A 14,955-nucleotide genomic window follows, 5' to 3' on the forward strand; every position below is an offset into this window, starting at 1 on the left:
GGGGGAAGCACGCTCGTCGGCATGGAACGCATCCTCCTCACCCTCGCCTCAGCCGTCCTGATGCACTTCGGCACCGGTCTTCACCCCCTCTGGTGGCTCACCTGGCTCGCGCCGCTGCCCATCCTGTTCCTGGCTCGCCGGGCGGGCAGAGGTACGGCTTTCGCCGCCGGGACGCTCGTCTGGCTCGCCGGCCAGGCGCAGATGTGGCCATATTTCACCCGGACCCTCGAGATGCCGCCCGCGCTGGCCGCCGCCCTCATCGCCGGCCCCGCGCTCTGCTACGGCCTGGGCGTGCTGCTCTTCCGCACCCTGCTTGTGCGCGGCAGGCCGCTCCTGGCGGCGGCAGCCGTACCGGCCGTCTGGGTCACCGCTGAGTGGGTCATGAACCTCGCCGGACCGCATGGCGCTTGGTGGAGCCTGGCGTACACGCAGGCCGACTTCCTGCCCGTGCTGCAGACCGCCTCGGTCACCGGGGTCTGGGGCATCACCTTCCTCCTGCTGTTCGTGCCCGCCTCGATCGCGGTCCTGCGGCCACGCGCGGCGGTGGTCTCGGGCGTGCTGGTCGCGCTCACGCTCGGCCATGGTGTCGTACGGCTCGCGACGCCCGCCGACACCGGAGGACGGAAGGTCGCGCTGGTCGCGACCGACAACTCCGAGGATCTTGTCCGCCGATACGGCGAGGCCGTTGACGCCGCGGTGGCCCGCGGCGCGGAGATCGTGGTGCTGCCCGAGAAGGTCTTCAAGACAGCCGACCTGCCGTTCGCCCGCCCGGGCGTCGAGGTGATCGCGGGGATCGCCATGGAGACCAACAGCGCGGTCGGCTACCCCTCCGGCGTGCGCTACGACAAGCACCACATGATCCCCGGGGTGGAGCGCAAGTTCCGGCCCGGCACCAGCTTGGCCTTCCTGGACGGCGGCCGGCTCGGCCTCATCATCTGCAAGGACCTCGACTTCCCTGGCCTGGTCAGAAAGTACGGCAAGGCCGGCGCCGCCGCCCTGCTCGCGCCCGCCTGGGACTTCGACGAGGACGCGTGGCTGCACAGCCGCATGGCGGTGGTGCGCGGTGTGGAGAACGGCCTGGCGGTGGCCCGTGCCGCACGCCAGGGATGGCTGACGGTCAGCGACAACCGCGGCCGGATCGTGACCGAGCGCTACAGCGACAGAACGGGCATGACCACGGTCACGGCCACCCTGCCTCGGCAAGGTTCGGCCACCCTCTACATCGCCCTGGGCGACTGGGCCGCGTGGGCCTCGGCCGGGTTCCTGCTGCTCGCGCTCGGTGCGCTGGCCCTACGAAGGCCGGGCTTTACGGCGTGGAGCCGTCATCGCCCCCTGCCGTGGTGAGTCCGGCTTCGTAGGCGATGATCACGGCCTGTACACGGTCGCGCAGTCCAAGCTTTGACAGGATGTGCCGCACGTGGCTTTTGACCGTCGCGAGCGAGATGAACAGCTCTTGTGCGATCTCGGGGTTGGAGTAGCCCGCGGCGACGAGCCTGAGCACCTGGATCTCGCGGGCGCTGAGCGCTTCGAGCCGCGGTGGCTTGAGCAGGCCGGGCGGGGGGCGCCGCACGTAGTGATTCACGATCCGTTCGAGCACTGCCGGCGCTAAGGGGGTCTCTCCCGCCGCTGTCGTGCGCACCGCCTCCACGAGCCGCTCACGCCCCGTGTCCTTGAGCAGGAAGCCGGCGGCACCGGCCCGTAGCGACTCATAGACGTACTGGTCGAGGCCGAAGGTCGTCAGGACCAGGACACGGGTCGGCACCCCCATCGCGGCGATGCGCCGGGTCGCCGCGATCCCGTCGAGGCCCGGCATGCGGAGGTCCATCAGAACGACGTCCGGCCGCGTCCGCCGGACGAGCTCGACCGCCGCGGCGCCGTCGGCCGCCTCACCCACGATCTCGATGTCCGCCAGCTCGAGAATGAGTCGTAGCCCATCACGAACCAGTGCCTGGTCATCGACGATGACGACGGAGGTCATGTCACCGACAGCGGGTCGAGTGGCAGCTCAGCCATCACTTCGAAGCCCCCGCCCGGCGCCGGCCCTGTGCGCAGGTGACCTCCGAGCAGGCGCGTCCGCTCGCGTATCCCGATCAGGCCGTATCCGGCACGTCTCTGGGGCTCCGGCCCAGGACCGTTGTCGCTCACCCGGAGCCCCAGGGTTTCTGCCCCCCAGAGGACTTCGAGCAGCACGGACGCGCCGGGCGCGTGCTTACGCGCGTTGGTCAGCGCCTCCTGACCCAGGCGGTAGGCGGCGAGCTGGACGCTCGGCGGCGTGGGGCGGGGTGTGCCACGTACCACCATGTCCACCTGCATGCCGGATGCGCGCGCCCGGTCGACCAACCTGGTCAAGTCCTGTACCCCAGGCTGCGGATGCGGCCCATGCTCGTCGCCGTCCTGATGCAGCGCACCGAGCACCCGCCGCATCTCGCTCAGTGCCTCGCTCGCGGATTCGCGGATGGCGGCGATCGGTGCCTTCGCGAGCTGCGGCGCCTTTTCGATGGCCGCCTCCGCCGCATTCGCCTGCAGGGCGATCACGCTGACGTCATGGCCTATGACGTCGTGCAGTTCCCGGGCGATGCGGGCTCGCTCCTCGGCCACCGCGACCCGTTCGGCCTCCGTCCTCTCGCGCCGCAGGTCTTCGGCGAGTTCCCTCATGCGTGCGGTCTGCGCTCGCTGGTGGGCGACCAGACGCCCGATCGCCGTGGGCGCGGCGACCGCGAGCACCGCGCCGAAGACCGCACCGAAGGGCTCCGGTCCGAGCAATGTCGCCACGGCGCCCATGGCCGAGCCGGTCACGGCTGTCGCGACGGTGACTCCAAGCGCGGCGACCTGTGTCCCGACGGAGTAGTAGAGCAGGACGGCGATCACGTACCCCAGGAACAGGAAGCCGTGGGTGGGGACGAGCCATATGAGGGAGCCGGCGAGCGCGGCGACGACCGGATGCCGGCGTCGCCATGCCAGCGGCACCGTGGAGCCGACGGCGACGAGCACGGACACGGGAAGGCTGGCAATGGGGGCGACGACCACCTGCACGAGGGAGGCGCCACAAAACAGGGCCGCGAGGATGGCGTCAATGCGCTGAGGGCGTCCAGCTAGGGCGCCAGCCGCAAACGATAGCGACATAAATCAAGATTAACAGGATGAGAATTGAGCAAACCTGATCATCAGCCCTGGGACTGATTAAAAAGCCGCCCACGGTGCGATGGCGAACGTCCAGCTCGCGCGTAGCGTCTGCGGCGTTGTTCACGTCCCTGAGGAGCTCTCCCATGTCTCACGACACCACCGCTTCGCCTCGCTCCAGTCAGGCCTCGTTGATCGCCTGGTGGGCCGGACGAGTCCTGCTGCTGATGTTCGGGCTGTTCGGCCTCGCCGCTACGTCCTATTTCACGTTCTTCGCCGCCCCGGAGGACGGGGGTGTCACGACTGCGAACGACTGGATGCTCGCTGCATGGTCGTACGCGGTCGGCATCGGCTACCTGTGGGTCGCCGTCCGCATCGGAGTGAACCCCGGACTGCGCACCGCCGCCTTCGTGTTCGTGATCGCGCAGATGGTGTTCAGCGTGATCAAGATTGTCTGGTACGACGAGATGGTCCTGCCCGTTCTCGCCGTCGATGCGCTTCTCCTGGCGCTGTTCGCGCTAGGAAAGCGCCGATAGCCCACAATCCGAACACGCGCTGGGAGATTTCCCGATCGCCCCCAGGGGCGCTCAGCCGGTCGGCTGAATCCGGCACCTGACCAGGACAGGGAGCCTTCTACGGTTGCGCGAAGTCGCCCTACACCACAAGCGACCTGCGACAACGCTTCCGTTCGTTGTCATCGCCTGCCGATGCTTTCCCACGTGATGTGCCCCCGGATGACGCGGACCTGGCTAGATCTCCGTTCTCGCCTGCTCGATTTGCCGCACGGTGGCATGGGCGCCATGCGCCTGTGCGATGGCGTGCGCCTCGTCGAGTGTCGCGAGCGCGTCCGCCCGGCGGTCCTGGGCGGCGGCGATGTAGGCCAGCCCGACCATGTTGGCGGCCACACCCGGCAGGGCCCCGACCTCCCGGCGCAGCCGCGACGACTCCTCCAGCCGCTCGCGCGCTTCATTGGGCGCTCTCCGCAGCTACGGCCTCATGACAAGGGTGCGCTGTACCAGCGCCATGTGGTGAGACGCGGGTGCCCGGGAAGGTCTGCGCGTCCGGTGGCCCACAACAGAGTGAGCCAGGGGTCTGTGCTTCCTGGAGCATCCGGAAACAGCCGGGCGAGTACCCGCGAGCACAGATCGGCGGGCGGGGTCCAGGCAAGCCCAAGCCCCTCGGCCAGATCGTGGGTGTGCACCAAGGTCTCCACGATCCCCATCGCGGCGAAGCCTTCCGGGTCCGACGCTCCGAAGACATGGTGCGCGCGGACCTGGGGCGGGGTCGTACGCACCATGGCGACCAGCAACGCGCCGCTTGCCTCCAGCACCTGCATCAGCCCGGTCGGCCCCGCCGCGCGGTCCGCGTGAATGGCGTTCGGGGGGCCTCCGGGCCTTCGACTCCCCCACGCGAAGGGCACGACGCCTTCCAACGGCGGTGTCCTGGGGCCCAGTTGGGCGGCGTACGAGAAGAGGTCGTCGCTGAGGTGCTCGACGGTCTCCCAGCAATCCCACTCCAGTGAACCGGCCTTGCCGTCCCATGCCTGCGGGGGCACCCCTCGGAGGATGTCGACGGCGAGTCGGACAGCCTGGTCGAGGTCGTCCGCGGTTACAGGGGACCGCCCGGTTTCGGCTGATCGGGACATGGCAGGAACCATATCGCCACGGGTCTTTCCCGCCAGCATCTGGCTTTTCAGCCGCCTGCCCGCGGCCTCGTGTGAAGGGTGCAGGGTCGGCCCCCGGGCAAGTCAGGCGTTGGGAGGCGTCAAGGCCCAGGGCACATGAGCGTGAAAAGCAGCGCAAAACGATGAAAAGCGGCGAACGCTGAAAGCCTGGATCAGCGCATGAGCTGGGCAGTCGCCGCAGATCACCTCAGCGAGGGCGGCCCCGGTTTTGTCGCCTGAGGCGAATCGCTACGACCAGCAGTATCTAGAGCGGAATCCGAACGGCTACTTCGGCATCGGGAGCAGCAAAGTCAAGCGCGGTTTCAAGGCTGTCCGGGGTCTCTTTCGTTTCTCACGTCGCGGTCCTGTCGAGAAAATCGACGATGCGGGTGTTGAGGTCGGCGGCCTCGTGCCATGGCATCGCGTGGTGGGAGAGGCCCGGCAGCACCGCGGTCTCCGCGTGGGGCAGGAGACGTGCCACGGCGGATGCGATGCGGCGAGGGGTGTGGGCCCTGCTGCGTCCGGCGAGGAGCACCAGGGTCGGCGTCGTGAGTGTGCGCAGCAGCTCGGGCTCGGGCCGCTTCCCGGTCACCACTTTCACCTGCGGGAACTCCGCGGCCAGGCCGTACAGCCGCAGCCAGGCGGGGTCGGCTTCCGCGCCGTCGGTCTCCCATGCCAGGAAGGCTCGCGCGCGCGAGGCCGTCGGTCGGATGAGGGACGGCAGTGCGCGTACGAGATATCCGACCCGGAATCCTCCAAAACACTGCGTCGGATCGAGGAGAGCAAGCCGCTGGACCCGCTGGGGCGCGTGGAGGCCGTACGTCAGGGCGATCCACCCTCCATAGGAGTGCCCGCACACGGCGGCGCTCCCGATTCCGAGCCCGTCGAGCACCCCGTCCAGCCAGTCGAGCAGGTCGGGGACGTTGCGAGGGGGCTGTTCGCCCCGGACGCTCCGTCCCGGCTCGCCGATGCGGTCCACGGCGTACACCCGATGCCGGCGTGCGAGCTCGGCGACGTTGGCGAACCACATCGCCGCGGTGGTGCCACCGCCGTGCAGAAGGATCAGCGGCGGTCCGTCCGCAGGCCCACACGCGTTCACCCGCGTCGTGCCGTACGTCGACGGAAGGTCGATCGGTTCGACCTGGACCGGCCAACGATCCAGGACCGCGTCATAGGCGGCGAGGAAGGCTGCGTTCGCGCCGTGACCGTCATCGGGCATGCGTCACCTCGACAAGTAGCTCGCCCATCAATATTCTTGCTGAACGAGATATTGTCACAGTATGGCCGTTGCCGGGACGGGGGGAAGGTGGCGGACGACGTGCGCGAACAGGACGCCGGGATGCGAGTGGTGCACCTGCTGCGCGCGATCACCGTGGAACTCGACCGGATCGGGGAGGGGTTCGCCGCCCGGCACGCCCTCCATCCGACCGATGTGCGTGCGCTCATCTGCCTCCTGGATGCCGCCCGCATGGGTGCGCCCGCCACCCCGGGAATCCTGGGGGCACACCTCGGCCTCAACTCCGCGGGCACCACGGCGGTGATCGACCGTCTGGAAAGACTCGGTCATGTACGCCGGGAACGGGACACCCGAGACCGTCGGCGTGTGCTGCTGAAAGTGGATGAGAGCGCCGTCGCGCTCGGATGGAGCTTCTTCGGTCCGCTCATCGATGAGATCGTCGCCGTCATGGGACGGTTCGACGCCGCGGACCAGGCGACCATCGAGCGCTTCCTCGGCGACGTTCACGAGGCTGTCGCCCGGCAGCGAACCAGCTCGTAGGGCGTCGGGCCCTGTCGGCCGGGACCTCGGTACACCGTTCCTGAGTTCCAGGTGCGGCCTCACCCACGCGGCCCACGTCGGATGGAGGGGGGTCACTCACATGCCATGCCCCCGCCACAGGCCGCTCCATCAAGGTCAGAGCCGAGGGCAGGTTGATGGCGACCAGCGTGCCCGAGGTCGTCGCCCGGACCGGCCGGACGGCCCGCCGAATCGGACGATTCTTAATCGTCGCAACGCTGTTCCTCGGGGCCTGGCTTCGGGACCGTCTCGCTTGCCCGAACAAGGGATATGCCGCCGGTATACGACCGATATACGACCTCTCGACATGATTGCCGCATCCTGCGATCAAGAAGGAGGCCAATGAAGGCGGGAGTAGGAAAAGCGCTCAAGGCGGCCGTGCTCGGTGGGCTGATGGCCGGAGCGATGATCGTTCCGGCGACGGCCGCGCACGCGGCGTCGTGGAACTGCAGCGACGCCCCTTACGGCAATGGCTGGTGGGCGAAGTGCAGCCAGGGCCCTAGCGGCTACAACTATCAGGTGTGGGCCCGCTGCTACAAGATCGGTACGACCAATTACACGATCAGGTGGGGCCCCTGGCGGGCGATCAACCGCGAGCCGTCCATCGTGAGCTGCCAAAGCACCGAAGAGGTGGGTGGAGGCGGCGTCTTCCACGCATAGCCCGATCCTGATCCGCCTGCGCTCCGGCCGGAGCGCAGGCGGATCACGGGGGCGGCGACAGGGCGGCGCGCGTGCCGGCCGCGCCCTGTCGTCAAGGGACGAAGCCCCACGGTGATGGGCGGTCCTGAGGCATGCCCGTACGCGTCATCTGCTCTGAGGGCGCTTCGGCGTCAGTGACAGCAGGTGCACCGCCTCATGATCAGGATTTCCCGGAGGGGTCTGGTAAATGGCCAGGCGTTGGCCCCCAGGTTCGATTTCCAGACTCTCGTACAGAAAAGTGATCTCCCCGGCGACGGGATGACAGAAGGTTTTCCGGTCGCTGGGGCGACGCCGTACTTCATGGCGTTTCCACAGCGCCACGAACTCCGGGCTGGCTTCGGCGAGCTCCTCCACCAGCGCAGTCAGGTTCGGGTCGTCGGGGTCGGCGCCGACGGCCTCGCGCAGCTGGGCGACGGTGGCCGCGGCGGCCTCGGCCCAGACGGGGTACAACGTCCTGGCCGCAGGATGCAGGAAGACGTAACGTGTGGTGTTTCGCCGCTCGGCCGGCCATTGGTCGATTCCGGCCAGCAGCGCGAGCCCTTCCGGATTGCTGGCCAGGATGTCGTTGGTACGACTGCGCACGTACGCGGGACAGGGACGCAGCTTCTCCAGGAGCTGCCGTATGCCGGGACGCACGCTCGGGCCGGCGACCGGTCGTGAACTGCGGCCGGAGGCGCGGTCGGCCAGCGCGAACAGGTGCTCGGTGCCTTCGGCGTCCAGGCACAGGGCACGGGCGAGGCCCCGCAGGACGCTGACGCTGGGGTTGGTCTCCTTGCCCTGTTCCAACCTTATGTAGTAGTCGATGCTGATCCCCGCCAGTGCCGCCATCTCCTCGCGCCGCAGCCCCGGTGCGCGTCGCCTGCCGGTGCCGAGGGGAAGGCCGAGGTCGGTGTGATCCAGTTGGGCGCGGCGGGCTCGCAGGAACTCCCCTAAAGCCGTTTGGGCGGAAGAACTGACCACGGGTTTCAGTGTGACACGGCCCGCCAGACCGGCCAGAGCGGGCAGGTGGCAGTGTCACTACCATGCCGGCCGACCCAGCTTCACGGGGATCTTCCTGGCAACGGCAGCGCTTCGAAAAGGTGGATCCGTTCAAGACAACCTCGTGAAGGGACCGGATCATGGCGGTTTCCACCCCTCCTGTCGCGCAGCCCACGCGTTGGAAGATGTGGGTCCTCACCTGCGTCGCGATCTATCCGATCATCACGGCGTTCGGCTATCTCCTGCAGGCGGTCACTCCCGGCCTGCCGGTGTTCGCGCATTTCCTCATCATGGTGCCGGCCGCCGTCGCACTACTGATCTTCTTGGTGATGCCCGCGCTCACCAGGCTTTTCAGGGGGTGGCTCATCCGATGACCGCGCATCTGTTCGGCGCCGGCTCCACCGCGATGGAGGTGATCGCGGGCCACGACCTGAGCGGCAAGGAGGCGATCGTGACGGGCGGCGCGTCGGGGCTGGGCTATGAGACCGCCAGAGCGCTGGCCTCCGCGGGCGCGCGCGTGGTGATAGCGGCCAGGGACGAAGCCAAGGGCACCCAGGCGGCGCAGGCGATCAGCAACCGGACGGGGAACGAGAAGGTCGTCTACCGGCGTCTGGACCTCGGCTCGCTGGAGTCCGTGACCACCTGGGCGAGCAGGCACGCGGCCACGGGAAAGCCGCTGCACATCCTTGTGCTCAACGCCGGTGTGATGGCGGTCCCGCTGTCGAGGACGGTGGACGGGTTCGAGTCGCAGTTCGGTGTCAATTACCTCGGCCACTTCGCCTTCACCGTCGGACTGCTGCCCGCGTTGCGAGCGGCCGGGAGCGCGCGGGTGGTGTCCCTGTCGTCGCGCGCCCACCGCTACAGCGACGTCCGCTTCGAGGACCCGAACTACGAGCGCCGCCCCTACGACCCGTGGGAGGCCTACGGCCAGTCCAAGAGTGCCTGCTCACTCCTGGCGGTCGCCCTGACCGCACGTTACGGCGAACACGGTGTGACCGCCAACGCGGTGATGCCGGGCGGGATCAAGACCGACCTGCAGCGCCACATGTCACGGGAGGACCTCGCCTCCCGGGGCTGGGATGTGGAGCATCCCCGGGGTTGGAAGACGCCGGAGCAGGGCGCGGCCACCTCGGTCTGGGCGGCCGTCGCTCCCGAACTGGAGGGCGTCGGCGGCAAATATTTGGAGAACTGCGCGATCGCGGCGCCCTGGACGGGGGTTGGGGCGCTGCCCAGCGGCTGCTATCTCCCGTATGCCGTGAACCCGGGCAACGCCGACCGCCTGTGGGCACTGTCCGAAAAACTGATCTCTGACTGCGGCCTGCCAATCCCTTCGACGTACTCCGTGCCACGCCGGCGCGATGTCTGAGCTGAGCGACGCGACTGTGCCGGCTACCACCCGCGGTGCTTGTACCAGAACCCCAACGGCTACCGCGGCATCGGCGTCGCGTGAGCGGTCGCTTCGCGTCCGGCGAGGCGTAGACCTGCGGTAACCGATCGATCCTGGCTACCGCCCGGCCTGCCCGGTGCCGATCGAGGGCCAGAGCCGTTTACCGCAGGAGTTTCACTACAGGCCACGTCCTGCGCATCTGGTGGCCATGGGGACCGGCGGATACGGTCCCTACATGACCGGCTGAGGTCCCTACATGACCGACTGAGAGGAAGTCGTCAGCAGGCGCGACCTCCGACGGGAACGAAGTGTGCAAGCTTTGCGGCAAGGCGGCGCGCTTCGTGGGCGTTCAGCGCAGGCGAATCGAAAGCAGGTTGGCGGTCATGTGGGCCTTGTGGTTGTTCATCTGTTTCTTGGTGACCGTGGTGGCCGCCCTCGTGCTTGGTCTCGTGGCCAAGTTCACGCAATCCGCGCCCGTACATCGTGCGACGGAGGTCGTGGTGCTCAGTGGGGGTCTGGCGCTGTTACCGCTGCTGATAGACCGGGCTTTGGACAAACCGCTGATGTGGATCGTCGTTGTCCTGCTCGCCGCGCTGCTGGCCGGCGGGGTCGTCATCTTCGTGCGCGCCCTGTTGGACAGGCGGGCAACGGGGAGCAGAGGCGGTACTCACGCAGGCCCGGGAAGCTCAGCAGGCCCGACGCTGGAGACCTGACCGGTCGAGAGGAGCCGGATCAGGGGCGGTCGAGGACGTGTCGCAGTGCACGTCCGAGGTTGCCGGGTTCGCCCGCGTCCCGCGACCGCCACACGATGCCCCCGTCCGGCGGCACGAGGACGGCGCCCGCCTCTGCGATGCCGTCCGGTGCATCAAGGGATGGGCATCACGTCATACGGCGGGGACACGTGGCGGAGTTCGGCCGTGTCCGCTGCGTCGTGGCGTCGCAGGACCTGGGAGATCAGCGACAATCCGTGCGACAGATCGTCGCGAATGAGTACGTCGACCGAGGTCGAGACGCTGACATAGTTTCCGTCTACTCCTTGGCGGCCCATTCCACCGGCTATCTCTGCGCGGCCCGACCCCGCCTGTTTCAGGGTGTCGTTCAAGTCGGAGGTGAGGGTGTGAGCGTGATCTGTCGGACGGCTCTCGGTGGGAAGCGTCAGGCGCAGTTCCCATGAGCGGGCGGTGGCCAGGGGACTCGGTCCGAACCACCGCTTCACCAAGGAGCCTTGCGGAAGCCCGGCCAGCACTTCCACGGCCCAGCAGGACTCTGCCCTGCTCGCTGGTTCGGCCAGGGCACGCAGGAGGACAGGGTGGACCGCGTCCGCCGTGCGCAACGCCTCGACGAGCGAGGCGAGGTGAGTGTGGCCCTCCTCAGTGGTGCAGCGGCTCAGCGCGGCGCGGACGGCAGGGTCATGCATGGACGCATCGGTCGTGGCGGTGGCGAGGATCCGCCTTGCTCGGTCCAGAAGCGCAGCCCAGGCGGTGAAAGGGAAATCTTCGGAATCGGGGGTGCGCAGCGAGTAGAGGTCCTGTGGAGCCGAATCGCGATCGAGTTGCTCGACTGCCAGGTGGCCGTTGTCTCCGGCCCTCCAGCACAGGCCGCTGCCTCGCAGGTCACGCAGTTCGAACCAGTCGCGGGTCTCGGGGCGCAGGCCGTCGAGCGGACCGGGGCGCATCATGCGGAAGGCCGCGTCCATCAGCGGGGTGATGGCATCCGGGTCGTCCGGCTCGTCCAGGACGACGAAGCGGGCCAGCAGCGCGAGCACCGGCCCAGGGTGGCGGAGTTGGGGATCCTGCAGCGCCAAGGCCCGGGCGATCAGGTCCAGTTCGCTCCAGCGCATCACGTGGGGATGGAAGTGTGCCTGGTCGTCCCAGCCGAGGTCGGTGGGTTCGGGCAGCTCTGGGGCCGAAAGAGCAAGGTTGAAGTAGCCGTTGCCGACGTCGAGATCGAGCACGAGTGCGAGCCCGTCGCCTACATGGAACTCCGCCGTGAGCGACTCCTCGTCTTCCTCGTCTTCCTCGTCTTCCTCGTCGTCGAGGTCGAGTTCGGGCGCGTCTTCTTCGAAGAGATATGCGGCCCAGAAGTCGGCTTGGTCCAAGCGAGTCGTCAATGCGTCGTCGAGTGGCATGCCGCGCAGACTAGCCGGTGCCGCTGACGAGAGCGTGTCGACGAGGGGGTCCATATCCGGGCTGAGTCCACCCCTGGCGGCTTCTATCGCATCGCCGTATCCTCCGGCTGTCGCCGGCATCATGAGGAGCCACTATGCCCTTCGACGGCTTGGTCATCCTTTTCGGCCTCGCGTGGGAGGTCATCTCTGGTCTGCTCCTGATCGTTGGTGTGGTCGTCGCCAGTGTCGGCGTTACCGCCGCGCTCATCATCGTTCTGTACGTCGTGGTGTGCGCTCTGGTGCGCCGGTCTTTCGGCCTCCGGCGGGGACCTCAGCTCCAGGGGGATCGCGAGGAGCAGGGCTTCATCACCGAGTGGCTGAGGTAGAGCCTGATCGCTCGCCCGTCGACGACCCAGGCAGAGCCCAGGAACGCGGGTCATTTCGCTGCCGAAAGGCGAGTCGGACGACATTCCCGATCCGGCTCGCCGACTTCGAGGTCTCCGTGGCCGAATTGGCGCAGAGTAAGCCGCGGATGCGAGCGGATTCACCGCGGGATCGGAGATACCGGTGAGCGGTAGATATAGCCGGTCGAATGCTCAGGCTGCGAGACTTTCCGGCATGAGAACGGCGAGTTGGGTACTGGCCGTGCTGACAGTCGCCGGTTGCGCATCCGGTCCGGGTGCGACTTCTTCCGGTCGCGCGTCCACGCCTGCCGCCGTCGGTGCGCGTACGCCGTCACCGGCCCCTGCCGCCTCGGGAGCGGCGGCCGTGCTCTCCCCGCGCCCGGCTGACGTGACGCGGCTCGCGCCGTTGCCGGCCCGCCCGGCGCGTTGCGCGCTGCCGCCGGAGGGCGCCGATGACCTGCGGGCCACCGATGTGGCGACCGACTGGCGGACGGTCTGGGTCGACCGCGCCCGCGGAGCCATGGACATGCTCGCCGTGGCCGCCGACGGCACGATCTGGACCACCTTCTACGAAGAGACGGAGCGCGGAGGGGCGCTGACGGTCGGCGACGGCGGGGTGCGCCGTTGGGACGGCACCGAGTGGCAGACGTTCAAGATTCCCCGCCTTCCCCATCGTGGCGGGCAGACGAACGTCTCGCTCGCCGCCGTCTCGGCCGGCCAGGCCTGGGTGTTCGGCAATTCCAGCGGCAAGGACGGAGCGGACACGACCGGCTTCGTCGGCACCTTCGAGGGCGGCCGGTGGCGCTCGGAGATGCTGGCCGCGTCGGCGGCCGACGCGATCGGGTGGGCCTACACGGCCGCTCGCTCCGTCGGAGTGGACCAGGTGTGGACAGTGAACGCCCGGGCGGGACTGTTGTGGACGGGGCGGGAATGGCGGTACTACCCCCTGCCCGCCGGGGCGGGGGCGCTCGGTTCCAAGGGTGAGCAGGTCTGGGCCGTCAGCGGGGAGTATGACTGGCAGCCGGCGGCGATGCGCTGGGAGCAGGGCGGTTGGCGCCTGATCGGGGTGCCCGCCCTGGAGACGCCCGGTGACGTCATGGTGCCGCGCAACCGTCTCCGGGACGTCGTCGTGCTCGGCCCCGATGACGTGTGGGTAGTGGGCGGGGTCTCGTGGCTGATGCCGCACAAGTACGACGAGGAGGGCGAACCCCTCGAAGTGGGCCGTCCGGTGGCGCTGCACTGGAACGGGAGGTCATGGACCTGCCACTGGGGCCCGCTGGGGTCGAGCATGGAGAGTCGTGCCTGGAAAATCATCATGTTCGGCCAGGCTGAGCCCGATGGCAGGGGCGGCCTGTGGGCGATGGGGCACGACAACCTGCTCTGGCATCTGTCCGGCGGACGCTGGACCCGCCACCGCGTACCCGCGCCGCCGGGATACGAGGCACACGTCGAGTCCCTGGCGCTGCGGCCCGGCACGAGCCACGTCTACGCGGTCGGCTCGGTGACCTCGGAGAAGAAGAACGGCTTCGACGTCTCCCGCGCCGCCCTCTGGCGTGCCGGACCCGCGACCCGGTAAGCCTGCGCGCGGGCGGGGAGCTCTCCGGGTCTCACCATCACCGAGGAACCGCGTCGTCACGACATCGGGCCCAGTGGCTGACCGTTCCGCGGCAGGGGACCTACCACCCTTCCGGGCACGGTGCGGCGTTGCTCGCCTTCTTCGCCGGGATGGCGGGTCAGGGTTCCGTGTGCCGGTCGAGGCCGAGCGTGGCGATCAGGTCTTCGTGGAGCTCGAACCAGACACGATGGCAGGAGTCCACGTCGGTGCGGTCGACCCAGGCGCCCTCCCCGGCTCGGGCGCGGGCCAGGGCTGTGGTGAACCGTGTGTCATATCCGCGGAACCGCGTGAGGACGCGAGCGAGCCGGTCTGTGAGCGGTGTGAGCGCCCGGTCGATGCAGGCGAGCTCATGGAGCACTCCGGCGTCCCAGACGGGATCGGAGTGGTCGTTCACGGCGAGCCGATCGCCGGCGGTGGGCCGGAGTTGCCAGTCGGTGCAGGCCTGTAGCAGGAGGGCGTTCAGCGGGAGGAACTTGCGGTAGACGTCTCGGACCTCGTCGGCGGCGCCGACGCGTGCGAGCTCGGCCGCGAGCTCGCGCTCGTTCTCGGCGCGGCCCGGTTCGGTCAACGACCAGCCTCCGGTGCCGGCGAAGGCGGTGTGCTCGACCCAGCCACGCGCCTCGGCGTCGCACAGCACCTCTTTCGCCGTGGCGGCATCGAGCCCGTACCGGCGAGCGATCACCGGAGTTTCCGCGAACCCGGTGATCCGCACGGCGTGCAGGACCAGGAGGCTGAGCGGAGAGTCCCGCGTCACGAGTCGGCGTCCTGTCGCGCCGCCAGGCGCATGTACCGCTGCTGGCACGCCTGCGGCGAGTTGAAGCCCATCGCCTGCGCCATCTGCGCCCAGGTCAGTCCTGCGCTGCGGGCCGTGAACAGCAGGGCGGCTTCGAGTCCTTCGACCTCGGCGCGCGCGGCGGGCAGGAGTGCGAGCGCGCTCAGGATGTCTTCCGTGTCGAGGTCGGCCCAGCGCCAGACGGCGAAGTTTACGAGGTCGACCGCCGACGGCGGGACGGGTGAAGGGCGCCACGGCCGGGCGTCGAGCTCATCCGCGCCCAGGCTCAGAAGCCGTTCACGCGCCTCCTGCTCACGCCGGGCCTGGACGTTGTCCCCCTGCCCGCCGTGATCGAAGTCGTGCTTGCGTTGCATGGCTCTCAGGATCCACAATCAACGAATTGTTGTCAATGTTC

General features: G+C 68.6%; 19 protein-coding genes. 9 read left to right on the plus strand and 10 right to left on the minus strand.

Annotated elements, in window-relative coordinates; genetic code table 11:
* Positions 1-21 precede the first annotated feature (21 nt).
* A complete protein-coding gene (locus AWQ70_RS23535; protein WP_067179706.1) occupies positions 22-1,344 on the plus strand; it encodes a nitrilase-related carbon-nitrogen hydrolase in 1,323 nt (440 codons plus the stop codon).
* On the opposite strand, the gene AWQ70_RS23540 is transcribed toward AWQ70_RS23535, so the two are convergent.
* Both AWQ70_RS23540 and AWQ70_RS23545 read right to left on the minus strand, forming a co-directional pair.
* The gene (locus AWQ70_RS23540; RefSeq protein ID WP_067179708.1) at positions 1,307-1,978 is read right to left on the minus strand and encodes a response regulator; all 672 of its coding nucleotides are present in this window, start codon (positions 1,976-1,978) and stop codon (positions 1,307-1,309) included. The two genes, AWQ70_RS23535 and AWQ70_RS23540, sit on opposite strands and share 38 nt — an antisense overlap.
* Positions 1,975-3,033, minus strand: a complete 1,059-nt coding sequence (locus AWQ70_RS23545) for a sensor histidine kinase (protein WP_157530291.1) — start codon at positions 3,031-3,033, stop codon at positions 1,975-1,977. The genes AWQ70_RS23540 and AWQ70_RS23545 overlap by 4 nt, the downstream gene beginning before the upstream one ends.
* Before the next feature lie 233 nt (positions 3,034-3,266).
* On the opposite strand from AWQ70_RS23545, the gene AWQ70_RS23550 reads away from it, so the two are divergent.
* Positions 3,267-3,656, plus strand: a complete 390-nt coding sequence (locus AWQ70_RS23550; protein WP_157530293.1) for a hypothetical protein — start codon at positions 3,267-3,269, stop codon at positions 3,654-3,656.
* 213 nt (positions 3,657-3,869) lie between these two features.
* On the opposite strand, the gene AWQ70_RS23555 is transcribed toward AWQ70_RS23550, so the two are convergent.
* The 3 genes from AWQ70_RS23555 to AWQ70_RS23565 form a co-directional block, all read right to left on the minus strand.
* A complete protein-coding gene (locus AWQ70_RS23555; RefSeq protein WP_218004628.1) occupies positions 3,870-4,025 on the minus strand; it encodes a hypothetical protein in 156 nt (51 codons plus the stop codon).
* Between the two features lie 89 nt (positions 4,026-4,114).
* Positions 4,115-4,765, minus strand: a complete 651-nt coding sequence (locus AWQ70_RS23560) for a maleylpyruvate isomerase N-terminal domain-containing protein (protein WP_067180004.1) — start codon at positions 4,763-4,765, stop codon at positions 4,115-4,117.
* A 370-nt stretch (positions 4,766-5,135) separates the two neighbouring features.
* Complete coding sequence (locus tag AWQ70_RS23565; RefSeq protein ID WP_067179715.1) at positions 5,136-6,002, minus strand: alpha/beta fold hydrolase; 867 nt, start codon at positions 6,000-6,002, stop codon at positions 5,136-5,138.
* 87 nt (positions 6,003-6,089) lie between these two features.
* Between AWQ70_RS23565 and AWQ70_RS23570 the strand changes: the two genes are divergently transcribed.
* Together AWQ70_RS23570 and AWQ70_RS23575 are read left to right on the plus strand one after the other, a co-directional pair.
* On the plus strand, positions 6,090-6,560 hold the full coding sequence (locus AWQ70_RS23570) for a MarR family winged helix-turn-helix transcriptional regulator (protein WP_067179718.1): 471 nt from the start codon (positions 6,090-6,092) through the stop codon (positions 6,558-6,560).
* 360 nt (positions 6,561-6,920) lie between these two features.
* Positions 6,921-7,238: a hypothetical protein gene (locus AWQ70_RS23575; RefSeq protein WP_157530295.1), complete on the plus strand. Its 318-nt coding sequence runs from the start codon at positions 6,921-6,923 to the stop codon at positions 7,236-7,238.
* Between the two features lie 144 nt (positions 7,239-7,382).
* Here AWQ70_RS23575 and AWQ70_RS23580 read toward each other — a convergent pair whose 3' ends face one another.
* Positions 7,383-8,237 carry a helix-turn-helix domain-containing protein gene (locus AWQ70_RS23580; RefSeq protein WP_218004629.1) on the minus strand — a complete coding sequence of 285 codons (855 nt, stop codon included), beginning with the start codon at positions 8,235-8,237 and terminating at the stop codon, positions 7,383-7,385.
* A gap of 158 nt (positions 8,238-8,395) precedes the next feature.
* Here AWQ70_RS23580 and AWQ70_RS23585 point away from each other — a divergent pair, with 158 nt between their 5' ends.
* From AWQ70_RS23585 to AWQ70_RS23595, 3 genes are all read left to right on the plus strand, one after another.
* Positions 8,396-8,629 (plus strand): putative antibiotic biosynthesis monooxygenase, encoded by a 234-nt coding sequence (locus tag AWQ70_RS23585; RefSeq protein ID WP_157530297.1) that lies wholly within the window; start codon positions 8,396-8,398, stop codon positions 8,627-8,629.
* The gene (locus AWQ70_RS23590; RefSeq protein ID WP_067179730.1) at positions 8,626-9,621 is read left to right on the plus strand and encodes an SDR family NAD(P)-dependent oxidoreductase; all 996 of its coding nucleotides are present in this window, start codon (positions 8,626-8,628) and stop codon (positions 9,619-9,621) included. The genes AWQ70_RS23585 and AWQ70_RS23590 overlap by 4 nt, the downstream gene beginning before the upstream one ends.
* A gap of 362 nt (positions 9,622-9,983) precedes the next feature.
* Positions 9,984-10,355 (plus strand): hypothetical protein, encoded by a 372-nt coding sequence (locus AWQ70_RS23595; RefSeq protein ID WP_157530299.1) that lies wholly within the window; start codon positions 9,984-9,986, stop codon positions 10,353-10,355.
* A 19-nt stretch (positions 10,356-10,374) separates the two neighbouring features.
* On the opposite strand, the gene AWQ70_RS42425 is transcribed toward AWQ70_RS23595, so the two are convergent.
* Together AWQ70_RS42425 and AWQ70_RS23600 are read right to left on the minus strand one after the other, a co-directional pair.
* Positions 10,375-10,494 carry an aromatic-ring hydroxylase C-terminal domain-containing protein gene (locus AWQ70_RS42425; RefSeq protein WP_373282368.1) on the minus strand — a complete coding sequence of 40 codons (120 nt, stop codon included), beginning with the start codon at positions 10,492-10,494 and terminating at the stop codon, positions 10,375-10,377.
* A gap of 13 nt (positions 10,495-10,507) precedes the next feature.
* Complete coding sequence (locus tag AWQ70_RS23600) at positions 10,508-11,770, minus strand: hypothetical protein (protein ID WP_157530301.1); 1,263 nt, start codon at positions 11,768-11,770, stop codon at positions 10,508-10,510.
* Positions 11,771-11,904: 134 nt separating this feature from the next.
* On the opposite strand from AWQ70_RS23600, the gene AWQ70_RS23605 reads away from it, so the two are divergent.
* Positions 11,905-12,135, plus strand: a complete 231-nt coding sequence (locus tag AWQ70_RS23605; protein ID WP_067179739.1) for a hypothetical protein — start codon at positions 11,905-11,907, stop codon at positions 12,133-12,135.
* A gap of 382 nt (positions 12,136-12,517) precedes the next feature.
* Positions 12,518-13,729: a hypothetical protein gene (locus tag AWQ70_RS23610; RefSeq protein ID WP_157530303.1), complete on the plus strand. Its 1,212-nt coding sequence runs from the start codon at positions 12,518-12,520 to the stop codon at positions 13,727-13,729.
* A 157-nt stretch (positions 13,730-13,886) separates the two neighbouring features.
* On the opposite strand, the gene AWQ70_RS23615 is transcribed toward AWQ70_RS23610, so the two are convergent.
* Both AWQ70_RS23615 and AWQ70_RS23620 read right to left on the minus strand, forming a co-directional pair.
* Complete coding sequence (locus AWQ70_RS23615) at positions 13,887-14,522, minus strand: transcriptional regulator (protein WP_067179746.1); 636 nt, start codon at positions 14,520-14,522, stop codon at positions 13,887-13,889.
* Entirely contained in the window at positions 14,519-14,914 is a 396-nt protein-coding gene (locus AWQ70_RS23620) for a DNA-binding protein (RefSeq protein ID WP_067179749.1), read from the minus strand. Before AWQ70_RS23620 ends, AWQ70_RS23615 begins: the two co-directional genes overlap by 4 nt.
* Between the last annotated feature and the right edge of the window lie 41 nt (positions 14,915-14,955).

This window comes from Microtetraspora niveoalba (assembly GCF_001570405.1).
Lineage (GTDB): Bacteria > Actinomycetota > Actinomycetes > Streptosporangiales > Streptosporangiaceae > Microtetraspora > Microtetraspora niveoalba.

What these genes read in the sequence shown, in the direction of transcription:
- AWQ70_RS23535 (WP_067179706.1), top strand. Translation starts at nt 22, where the DNA reads ATGGAACGCATCCTCCTCACCCTCGCCTCAGCCGTCCTGATGCACTTC.
- AWQ70_RS23540 (WP_067179708.1), bottom strand. Translation starts at nt 1,978, where the DNA reads ATGACCTCCGTCGTCATCGTCGATGACCAGGCACTGGTTCGTGATGGG.
- AWQ70_RS23550 (WP_157530293.1), top strand. Translation starts at nt 3,267, where the DNA reads ATGTCTCACGACACCACCGCTTCGCCTCGCTCCAGTCAGGCCTCGTTG.
- AWQ70_RS23560 (WP_067180004.1), bottom strand. Translation starts at nt 4,765, where the DNA reads ATGTCCCGATCAGCCGAAACCGGGCGGTCCCCTGTAACCGCGGACGAC.
- AWQ70_RS23565 (WP_067179715.1), bottom strand. Translation starts at nt 6,002, where the DNA reads ATGCCCGATGACGGTCACGGCGCGAACGCAGCCTTCCTCGCCGCCTAT.
- AWQ70_RS23575 (WP_157530295.1), top strand. Translation starts at nt 6,921, where the DNA reads ATGAAGGCGGGAGTAGGAAAAGCGCTCAAGGCGGCCGTGCTCGGTGGG.
- AWQ70_RS23585 (WP_157530297.1), top strand. Translation starts at nt 8,396, where the DNA reads ATGGCGGTTTCCACCCCTCCTGTCGCGCAGCCCACGCGTTGGAAGATG.
- AWQ70_RS23590 (WP_067179730.1), top strand. Translation starts at nt 8,626, where the DNA reads ATGACCGCGCATCTGTTCGGCGCCGGCTCCACCGCGATGGAGGTGATC.
- AWQ70_RS23600 (WP_157530301.1), bottom strand. Translation starts at nt 11,770, where the DNA reads ATGCCACTCGACGACGCATTGACGACTCGCTTGGACCAAGCCGACTTC.
- AWQ70_RS23605 (WP_067179739.1), top strand. Translation starts at nt 11,905, where the DNA reads ATGCCCTTCGACGGCTTGGTCATCCTTTTCGGCCTCGCGTGGGAGGTC.
- AWQ70_RS23620 (WP_067179749.1), bottom strand. Translation starts at nt 14,914, where the DNA reads ATGCAACGCAAGCACGACTTCGATCACGGCGGGCAGGGGGACAACGTC.